We start from the raw sequence: 9,963 nt of genomic DNA, 5'->3' as shown, positions 1-9,963 counted from the left end.
CCTCCGAAAAGGACACCTCGACCATGACCAACTCCGGACCGGTGCGGCACGCGCTGATCCTCGGCGGCGGACTGGCCGGCACGCTGGCCGCCTCGGTCGCGAGCAGGCTCGCCGACACCGTCACCGTCGTCGACCGCGACCACTTCCCGGACGAGCCGGGCGTCCGCAAGGGCGTGCCGCAGGCCCGTCACACCCACGCCATGGTGTCCGGCGGCATCCTCGCCCTGGAGGAGCTGATGCCGGGCGTCGCCGCCGAGCTGCACGAGGCGGGCGCCCAGCACCTGGACATCCCCGGCCGCTACCTGGCGCTCGGCCCGAACGGCTGGTTCCCGCGTTACGACAGCGGGCACTACGTCGTCGGGTGCAGCCGCGCCCTGCTCGACTGGACGCTGCGCGCGCGGCTCGCCGCCGCGACGAACGTGACGTACCTGGAGGGCACCGACGTCCTCGGCCTCACCGGCGACGCGGAGCGGGTCACCGGGGCGAAGCTGCGCGACCGGGCCACCAAGGAGGTCTCGACGGTCGAGGCCGATCTCGTGGTGGACGCCACCGGCCGGGGCTCCTCGATCACCGACTGGCTCACGGCGTTCGGCCTGCCGGAGACGCCCGAGGTCACGGTGGACCCGGGGATCTTCTACGCGACCCGCGTGTTCCGCGCCGTGGAGGGCGTCGGGAAGGACTTCCCCGCCGTCAACATCCAGGGCAACCCGTCGGCGCAGCGGGTGCGCGCCACCGGCATGCTCCTCCCGATCGAGGACGGCCTCTGGAGCGTCACCCTGTCCGGTGCGCCCGGCGGGCACCCCCCGGTGGACGACGAGGGCTTCCGCGAGTTCGCCGCCGGCCTGCCGCACCCGGTGATCGCCGAGGCCATCGCGCACGCCGAGCCCGTCGGCCCGGTCCTGGGCTTCGCCGCGCACGCCAACCGCAGGCGCCACTTCGAGCGGCTGCCGTCGTGGCCCCGGGGGCTCGTCGTGCTGGGCGACGCCCAGACCACGCTGAACCCGATCTTCGGGCACGGCATGGCGGTCGCGGCCAAGTCCGCGGTCGTCCTGCGCGACGGCCTGATCGAGTCCGGCACCGCGGGAACCCGCGCCATCCAGCGCGCCATCGGCAAGACCGCCGAGGACGCCTGGATGATCGCCACCGGCGAGGACCTGCGCTACCCGCAGACCACCGGCAAGCGGGGCGGCGCCGCGGCGAAGCTCACCTACCGCCTCCAGGACTGGCTGGGCCGCGCCGGGGCGACCCGCCGCAAGGTCGCGGACGCGCAGATGGCGGTGATCACCCTGTCGGCGCCGGCGACGGAGCTGGTGAAGCCGGGAATCCTCCTGGACGCACGGCGTGCCAAGCCCGCCCCCGCCCTGACCGAACCGCCGTTCACCCCGGAGGAGAAGGCCGCCCTGGCACGTGCGGGCGGCGAGACCGCCGTGCCCGCCGCGCAGCGGAGCGAGGACGTGTCCTCCTAGCGGGGAACCGGCCGAGCGGACGCGGTCCGGGGCGGTGGAACCGCCACCCCGGACCGCACCGCGGCGCTCCGCGCGGTCGTCGACGGCCGCGCCGGACCAGGCGAATCAGCGCACGCTCAACGCGTGGTCAGCGGTGGTGCCGAGAATCGGCGCGTCCCGGGATCCGGGACCGAGCACCGTCAGACCGAGATGAGGTTCGATGAAACGAACTTGTCGTGCGTTACTGGTCAGCACTCTCGCGCTCGGCGCGATGAGCGCGCCCGAGGCGCTGGCGGCAGCCGGTCCGCCGCTGCCGGTGACCGGTGTGGTGGCGAGCGCCGACGACGGCAACGTCCCGGCCAACACCCTCGACGGCGACCTGGGCACCCGCTGGTCGGCCGAGGGCGACGGTGTGTGGATCAGGTACGACCTCGGCTCGTCCAAGACCGTCGGCTCGGTGTCCCTGGCCTGGCACCAGGGCGACACCAGGAAGCAGACCTTCGACGTCCAGCTGTCCGACGACGGGTCGTCCTGGCGGACCGTCGTGGCCCGCCAGGTCAGCAGCGGCACCACGACCCAACCCGAGGTCCACGACTTCACCGACAGCGCCGCGCGGTACCTGCGCGTCGTCGGTTACGGCAACACGTACAACGACTGGACCAGCATCACCGAAACGGCGGTCAACGGCGCCGACGGCGGTGGCGGCGGCACCTGCCGGTACCCGGCCGACGTGCTGGACCTGACGAACTGGTACATCGGGCTGCCGATCGGCGAGGAGGAGAGCCCGACCAACGTCGAGCAGCCGGAACTCGACACCTACGCGATCGACCCGTGGTTCACCCCGACCCCCGGGTGCGACGCGGTCCAGTTCCGGGCCGCCGTCGACGGGGTCACCACCAGCGGGTCCAGCTACCCCCGCTCCGAGCTGCGCGAGATGACGAACTCGGGGTCCACCAAGGCGAGTTGGTCGTCCACGTCCGGCACGCACACGATGGTGGTCGAGCAGGCCATCACCGCGCTGCCCGAGGACAAGCCGCACGTCGTCGCCGGGCAGATCCACGACGGCAGCGACGACGTCTCGGTCTTCCGGCTCGAAGGCGACGACCTCTACGTCACCAACGGCGACACGTCCCACCACAAGCTCGTGACCGGCAACTACGTCCTGGGCACCAGGTTCCAGGCGAAGTTCGTGGTCGGCGGCGGCCAGATCAAGGCGTACTACAACGGCGTGCTGCAGACGACGATCTCGAAGAGCTTCTCCGGCGGCTACTTCAAGGCCGGTGCGTACACCCAGGCCAACTGCGGCAACTCGTCACCGTGCGGCGCCGACAACTACGGCCAGGTGGAGATCTACGGCCTCACCGTGACCCACGGCAGCACCGGCGACCCCGGTGCCGACCGCACCGTCGACGTGGCGACCTCGGCCCAGCTCCAGAGCGCGTTCGCCAACGCCCAGGCCGGTGACCGCATCGTGCTCGCGAACGGCGACTACACGATCGGCAAGATCAGCGGGAAGAACGGGACCGCGGCGAAGCCGATCACCGTCGTCGCGGCGAACCGCGGCCAAGCGGTGATCACCGGCGGGCAGCTCGAAGTGGCGAACTCCTCGCACGTCACGGTCGACGGCCTGAAGTGGACCACCAGGGACACGCTGAAGGTCACGAGTTCGAACAACGTGCGGCTGACCCGCAACCACTTCCGGCTGACCGAGGAGTCGTCGTTGAAGTGGGTGCTCGTCCAGGGCGCGAACAGCCACCACAACCGCGTCGACCACAACCTGTTCGAGGAGAAGCACCAGCTCGGCAACTTCATCACGATCGACGGCTCGGCGACCCGGCAGTCACAGCACGACCTGATCGACCACAACCACTTCCGCACCATCGGGCCCCGCGCGCAGAACGAGATGGAGGCCGTCCGGGTCGGCTGGAGCGGGATCTCGCAGTCGAGCGGGTTCACCACCGTCGAGTCCAACCTGTTCGAGAACTGCGACGGCGACCCCGAGATCATCTCCGTCAAGAGCAACGACAACACCGTGCGCTACAACACCTTCCGCACGTCACAGGGCACGTTGTCGCACCGCCACGGCAACCGCGGCGCGTTCTACGGCAACTTCTTCCTCGGTGAGGGCAAGGCGGGCACCGGGGGCATCCGGATCTACGGCCAGGACCACAAGGTCTACAACAACCACATCGAGGGCCTGACCGGCACCGGCTACGACGCCGCTCTCCAGATCGACGGCGGCGACGTGGACACCTCGGGCGCGTTGAACGCGCACTGGCGCGTCTACCGGGCGACGGCCGTGAACAACACGTTCGTCGGCAACGCGTCGAACATCGAGATCGGCGCCAACTACACCCTCCCGCCGGTCGACTCCGTCATCGCGAACAACGTGGTCGTCGGCAGCCGGGGCAAGCTCTTCAACGAGGTCAAGACGCCGGTGAACGCGACCTACGCCGGGAACATCGGCTGCCGACCGGTACGGCGACCACCGGCGTCGCCAAGCCCTCCGGCTCCATCCGGGTGGTCGACCCGCTGCTCACCTCCGACGGGGCGGTGCACCGGCTCGGCGTGGCCGGCCCGGCGATCGACACCGCGACCACCGGCTACGCCTTCGTGACCGACGACATGGACGGTCAGGCCCGCGCGGGCGCCGTGGACGTCGGCGCGGACGAGCATTCGGCGGCGGCGGTCACCCGCCGCCCGCTCGGCTCGGCCGACGTCGGCCCGAACAGCGCGTGACCGGGCGCTCGCCTGGTGGGCGGCAGGTGACGTCCGCCAGGCGAGCGGTCCGGCCGCTCAACGGTCGTGGGCGGCGGCGGAGGGCGGGAGGCTGAACGTCGGCCGCGGGGTGCGCGGACCGGGGAGCATCCCGGAGGCGTGGGCGGTGTTCAGGTGGAAGTCGACCAGTCGCCCGTGCGCCGCGTCGCGGTCCGCCTCGGTGAGGTCCCGGTGGGCGAGTTCGGCGGCGTGCAGCTTGATCAGGGGGTGCATGCGCCACCGGCCCGGCGCTTGCTGCCGCACCAGGTGGTTGTCCTCCAAGGCGTGCAGCACCGACCGGGTCGCCGACGTGGTGCGGCCGACGAGGGACGCGGCGGCGGGCAGGTCGAGGTCGGCCCCGGCGGCCACGCCGAGCAGCGCGTAGGCCCGTGCCTGTTCGTCGGTCAGGGCGGCGTGCGACCAGGACAGCACCGCCGGCAGGCTGCTCGACGGGTCGTCGTCGTCGAGCACCGACAGGCGGGTGGCGGCGTCGCGCAGCTCGGCCGCCGGCGCCGACAGGGGGAAGTCGGGGTGTGCCGCCGCCCGGCCGGCCACGATGGCCAGCGCCAACGGGAATCCGCCGCAGCACGCCAGCAACTCCCGCACCGCCGCCGGCTCGGCCGCCACCCGGTCCTCCCCCAACCGGCCGACCAGCACCTGCCGCGACTCCTGCTCGGTCACCGCGTCGAGCCGCACCGGCTGGGCGCCGTGCCGGGTGACCAGGTCGGCGAGGCGGTTGCGGCTGGTCACCACCACCGCGCACCGGGGGCTGCCCGGCAACAGCGGCACCACCTGGTCCGCGCTGCGGGCGTTGTCGGCGACGACGAGCAGCCGGCGGTCCGCCACCAGGCTGCGGAACAACCGCACCCGCGCGTCCAGGTCGGCCGGGACCGACCGGGGTGCGACGCCCAGGGCTTCGAGGAAGCCGCGCACCGCCGCGGCGGGCGTCATCGGGGGGCCGCCGCGGCTGAACCCGCGCAGGTCCACGAACAGCTGCCCGTCGGGGAACCGGTCCGCGTGCCGGTGCGCCCACTGCAACGCCAGCCAGGTCTTGCCGATGCCGCCCGGTCCGCCGATGGCCGAGAGCACCAGCGTCCCGTCCGGACCGGTGTCGCGGTCCAGCGCGGCCAGTTCGCGATCGCGGCCGGTGAACCCCTTCGGGGGCGCGGGGAGCTGCCTCGGCACCACCGCGGGGCCCGCACCGGGAGCCACCACGATCGGCGCCGTCACGACGGGTGCGTCCAGCTCCGGGTCGTTGCGCAGCACCAGGTGGAACAGCCGCCGCAGCTCGGGCCCCGGGTCGGTGCCCGTTTCGGCGCTGAACGCCTGCCGGACGTCGTGGAAGGCCTGCAACGCCTCCGCCGGGCGTCCCTCCCGGTACAGCGCCAGCATCAGCAGGCCGTGCAACCGCTCCCGCCAGGGGTGCGCCGCGACCAGCAGGCGCAACTCCGGGACCACCGCCGCGTGCCTCCCGGTCCGCACCTCCCAGTCCAGGCACTCCTCCAGCACGGACAGGTGCTCGTCGACCAACGCCTGCTTGACCACGGCCAGCTCCGGCGCGGTTACGTCGGCCAGCGGCTCACCCCGCCACAGGCCCAACGCCTGCCGCAACGCCGCCGCCCGCCCCTCGCCGTCGACCGCCTCGCGCGCCCGCACGACCAGCGCGCGGAACCGGTGGAGGTCGATCCGCGCCGGGTCCACCTCCAGGAGGTAGCCCAGGGTCTGGTAGCGGAGGCGGACGTCCGGGTCGACCGCCAGCACCCGCCGCAGGTCCGACACGGCCCGCTGCACCCCGTTGCGCGCGGTCCTGGGTGCACCGTCGCCCTCCCACAGCGCACCGGTGATCCGGTCGAGCGGCACCACCCGGCCGACGTCCAGCAGCAGCATCGCCAGCACGCAGCGCTGCTGGGCCTTCGCGATCCGGGTCTCCCCGTGCCCGTGCCGCACCACCACCGGCCCCAGAACCCCGAACTCCAGCCGATCCCCGGTCACTGTCGTCCTCAACGGGAGTGCGTGAACTCCCCGGTCGGGTGGAGAACTCCACGTGGTCGCGGCGCGGGTCGGCGAATCCGGCTCGGGGTAGGCGACATCGGGCACCACGGGACCAGTGAACCGGTAGCCGACCGGGACCCCTCCCCGAACGGGCGCGCACCAAGACCTGCTGGGACCGAACGTGATCGCTTGTCCGGTCGACGGCCGCCCGGGTCAGGAAGGCAGCTTCCCGGCGGCCACGGCCGCGAGGCTCTTGGCCTCGGGGCAGTACTCGGTGCCCGGCCGATCGCCCGTCACCGTCAGCATCATCACGTCGAGGTAGCTCCGCTGCGCCAGGTGCTGCGACAGGTGCGGAACGCTGACGGTGCAGCTCGTGCTCGACCCCGGTTCCAGCTGGAGGTACCCGGCGTGACCGCCCAGCTCCACCAGCTCGCCGTCGAGCACCTCGTGCGCCGGGTGCTGGTCGTAGCGCAGGTTGATGCCGCGCCCGCCGACCGTGCTGAACCACTTGCACGCCCAGTTCCCGAACACGTTCACGGCCGAGTCGCCGTCGACCCCGGCCAGCGTGGCGAGCGACTTGTCGTCCAGCAGGGCGCAGGCGTCGACGTGGGCGAGCGAGCCCTCGGGGAACGGGATGGCGCGCCGCGGGATCGGGCCGCTGCGAAGCACTTCCAGCACGGCGCCCGTCGCGACGTCGGCCACCGCGCAGAGGTCCAGCGGCGGGTTCGGCAGCTTCGCCGTCACCCGCACCGCGTGCCTGTCGTCCACCACCACGGTGCGGTCGCACTCACCGCTGTACCGGGCCTCCTCGACGACCTCCAGCGGTCGTCCCTGCACGGCGCGCGACACCCGGGTGATCAGCTGGACCTCCACGTCGACCGGCTCCTGGGCCCGGACGTCGATCAGGGCGTCGCACCGGTTGAAGTTGCCGTAGGTGGTGAGCACCCGGGTCGGGCCGAACCGGCGCAACCCGGCCTTGTCGATCAACGCGCAGGGGTCGGCGGTGCGCTCGTCGCCGACGAGGCCGTGCTGCGCCGCGGGAGCCGCGTGCTGCCTGGCGAACACGGTCGTGCCGACGGCCACGACGACCAGGACCACCGCGGCGGCCTTGAGCGGAGGACGGCGCCGGAACGGACGGCGGGCGACGTGCTCGACCGGTGGCGGTGGCGGCTCCCAGTCCGCGACGACGTCCTTGAGACGTGCCCGGACCTCGTCGGCGGTCGGCCTCCGGGCGGGGTGCGACCGCAGCATCTCCGCCAGCAGCGGCGCGAGCGGACCCGCTTGGCGGATCGGCAGGATCTCGCCGCGCCGAACGCGTTCCAGCACCTCGTACGGCTCGCCGGTGCCGAACGGCGGCGTGCCCTCCACGGCGGCGAACAGCGTCGCGCCGAGGGAGAAGACGTCCGAGGCCTGGCTCGCCGGATAGCCCCGGGCCACCTCGGGCGAGGTGTACGCGGGCGTGCCGCTGATCCTGCCGTCGTCGGTCAGGGTCACCTCGCGCCAGAGGGAGATGCCGAAGTCGGTCAGCTTGGCCAGGTCGTCGTCGGTGACGAGGATGTTGCCCGGTTTCACGTCGCGGTGCACGATGTTCCGGGCGTGCACGGCGGCCAGCGCGCCCGCGATCTGCACACCGATCCTGGCCACCCGCTCCGGTGGCAGCGCCCCCTTCTCCGCGAGCGTCTTGTCCAGGCTTTCCGCCGGCAGGTACTCCATCACGAGCCAGCAGCCGTCGGTGTCGACGGTGTCGAAGACGGAGATCGCGTTGGGGTGGTGCACCTGCGCGGCGGTCTCGGCTTCGCGGCGGAACCGGGTCAGGACGGCGTCGTCCGCCGCCGCGTGCGGGCGCTTGAGCGCCACCCGCCGCTTGAGCTTCCGGTCGAACGCGGTCCACACGACGCCGCCGGACCCGGAGCCTCGCGCGTCCTCCAGTTCGTACCGCCCGTCGATCACATCCCCCGTGCGCACGCGGAGCAGTGTAGGGACCGCGCCAGGTGTGGTCACCGCCTTCAACGGGATTACCCCCGAGCAGGTCAAACGTGCCTGTCGTCCAGCAGGGCCAGGTCCGGTGGCACGAGGCTGGTGGACAGCACCAGCTCGCGCAGCAGGTTGTCGTTGAGCGTGTTGCCGACCGGTTCGCCGACCTCCTCGCGGAGCAGGCCGTGCACGCCGGCGGCGGACAACCGGGCACGGACGTCGGCGACCATGTGCTCGACCCGCTTGGCGCTCCAGTTGGCATCCGGTTGCAGCTCCGCCAGGACCTGCGCGGCGTGCTGGCGCGACACGGGCTGGGGATTGGCCTCGTGCAGCAGGTAGCGCTGGCCCAGCACGACGAGCAGCAGGTGCTCGTCGGGCGTGAACCGCCACCGCGTCGGCGGCTGGGTCACCGAGTCGTGCTGGGGGACCAACTGCCGCGCCGTGCCGTCGGCGACGTACAGCTCCAGCAGGTGCTCGCGGTCGCGGGAGCCGCGGACGAACAGCGGCGTGTAGCCGTCGGGCAGCGGCACCGATTCCTCGTCGCGGAACAACCACCGGGTGCCGGGCATCCGGATCGGCAACTGCCCGGTGTTGGTGACCCACCAGTGGCCGTCGCGGCGGGTGAGCAGGCCGTGCCGGCGGCTGACCCGCAGGTCGGTCTCGCCGACGCACAGGTCGACGTTCGGGCGGTTGCGCCCGAACCGGACGGTGCGCCCTTCCACCGGGTCGACGTGGAGACGCCCGGCCAGCGCACGGGCGACGATCGCGCCCGGGGCGGCCTGCGGCACGCCACGGGCCAGGCTTTCGCGGTTCATCGGCCTCCCTGGGTCCGCCGACAGTGTGCCAACGCCTCCGGGGACCGGTCCCATCGGCGACGACCGGGCCGGTGACGGAGAACTTCCGAACGGCCACCTCGGCACGTACTGCGCCGACAGCGCGACGCACATCTGGTACAACAAGAAAGGCGCACCCACACCGGAGATTCGACCGGACATCCAGGCGGACGACCAAACCGGGGTGCCGACCGATTCACACTGGTGAACATCAATGAATGCGCCCGGCCCTGGGTCGGCGATTTCTTCAAGACCGGGAAGTTCGGCGGCCGGTGCTGACCACGCCCACCGGACCACGCCGACCGGACCTGCTGGGTGGACGGTCGGCCACGCCTCGCCCGACGGCCGGAAGAGCTAAAAGAATTCGCGTCAGTTTTAGCAGTCCACAATGCCTCGGCGGTCCACCCGAATACCCGTGCGAAACTTTTTCGTTGCATCTTGACCGCACGGAGATCATCCTCCACAGTTTGGGTGGAAGCGACCGGCATCCCGCAGCAGTGGCGCCCCAGTTGGTGCGCCCTCCTCGGAATGCCCTCGCTGAGGTAAGCATTGTTCGTTCAGAGGGCGCGCGATGGACCACTCGGCGCAAGCGGTCGTTCGAGCGTTGCCCGTGTCGACACCAACGCGTGGTACGTGCTGGTGAACCGCAACAGCGGCAAGGCGTTGGACGTCTACAACCTCGCCATGAACGACGGCGCGCGGATCACCCAGTGGACCCGCAACGACGGCAACCAGCAGCAGTGGCAGTTCGTCGACTCCGGCGGCGGCTACTACCGCGTGAAGTCCCGGCTGTCGGGCAAGGTGCTCGACGTCTACAACTTCTCCACCTCCGACGGCGCCAACATCGTGCAGTGGGCCGACGGCAACGGCACCAACCAGCAGTTCCGGTTGGCCGACTCCGACAACGGCCACGTCCGCCTGATCAACCGCAACAGCAACAAGGCGGTCGAAGTCCAGGGCGC

7 protein-coding genes are annotated in these 9,963 nt (G+C 71.9%); 4 read left to right on the top strand and 3 right to left on the bottom strand.

Annotated elements, in window-relative coordinates:
* The first annotated feature begins 23 nt into the window (after positions 1 to 23).
* From OQ02_RS35890 to OQ02_RS45225, 3 genes are all read left to right on the top strand, one after another.
* Positions 24 to 1,466 (top strand): NAD(P)/FAD-dependent oxidoreductase, encoded by a 1,443-nt coding sequence (locus OQ02_RS35890; protein WP_033443141.1) that lies wholly within the window; start codon positions 24 to 26, stop codon positions 1,464 to 1,466.
* Between the two features lie 250 nt (positions 1,467 to 1,716).
* On the top strand, positions 1,717 to 4,062 hold the full coding sequence (locus tag OQ02_RS40440; protein ID WP_197043650.1) for a chondroitinase-B domain-containing protein: 2,346 nt from the start codon (positions 1,717 to 1,719) through the stop codon (positions 4,060 to 4,062).
* Entirely contained in the window at positions 4,014 to 4,184 is a 171-nt protein-coding gene (locus OQ02_RS45225; RefSeq protein WP_197043649.1) for a hypothetical protein, read from the top strand. The genes OQ02_RS40440 and OQ02_RS45225 overlap by 49 nt, the downstream gene beginning before the upstream one ends.
* A 57-nt stretch (positions 4,185 to 4,241) precedes the next feature.
* Here the strand turns inward: OQ02_RS45225 and OQ02_RS35880 are convergent, their stop codons facing one another.
* The 3 genes from OQ02_RS35880 to OQ02_RS35870 form a co-directional block, all read right to left on the bottom strand.
* On the bottom strand, positions 4,242 to 6,194 hold the full coding sequence (locus OQ02_RS35880) for an AfsR/SARP family transcriptional regulator (protein ID WP_051773219.1): 1,953 nt from the start codon (positions 6,192 to 6,194) through the stop codon (positions 4,242 to 4,244).
* Positions 6,195 to 6,407: 213 nt separating this feature from the next.
* Complete coding sequence (locus tag OQ02_RS35875) at positions 6,408 to 8,159, bottom strand: serine/threonine-protein kinase (RefSeq protein ID WP_033443140.1); 1,752 nt, start codon at positions 8,157 to 8,159, stop codon at positions 6,408 to 6,410.
* A gap of 65 nt (positions 8,160 to 8,224) precedes the next feature.
* A complete protein-coding gene (locus tag OQ02_RS35870; RefSeq protein ID WP_033443139.1) occupies positions 8,225 to 8,983 on the bottom strand; it encodes an FHA domain-containing protein in 759 nt (252 codons plus the stop codon).
* Between the two features lie 657 nt (positions 8,984 to 9,640).
* On the opposite strand from OQ02_RS35870, the gene OQ02_RS35865 reads away from it, so the two are divergent.
* On the top strand, positions 9,641 to 9,963 hold a 323-nt coding region (locus OQ02_RS35865; RefSeq protein WP_331281571.1), incomplete at its 3' end, for an RICIN domain-containing protein.

This window comes from Saccharothrix sp. NRRL B-16314 (genome assembly GCF_000716595.1).
Classification (GTDB): domain Bacteria; phylum Actinomycetota; class Actinomycetes; order Mycobacteriales; family Pseudonocardiaceae; genus Actinosynnema.
The sequence above is the reverse complement of the archived record's forward strand: the minus strand, read 5'-3'. Positions and strand labels throughout refer to the sequence as shown.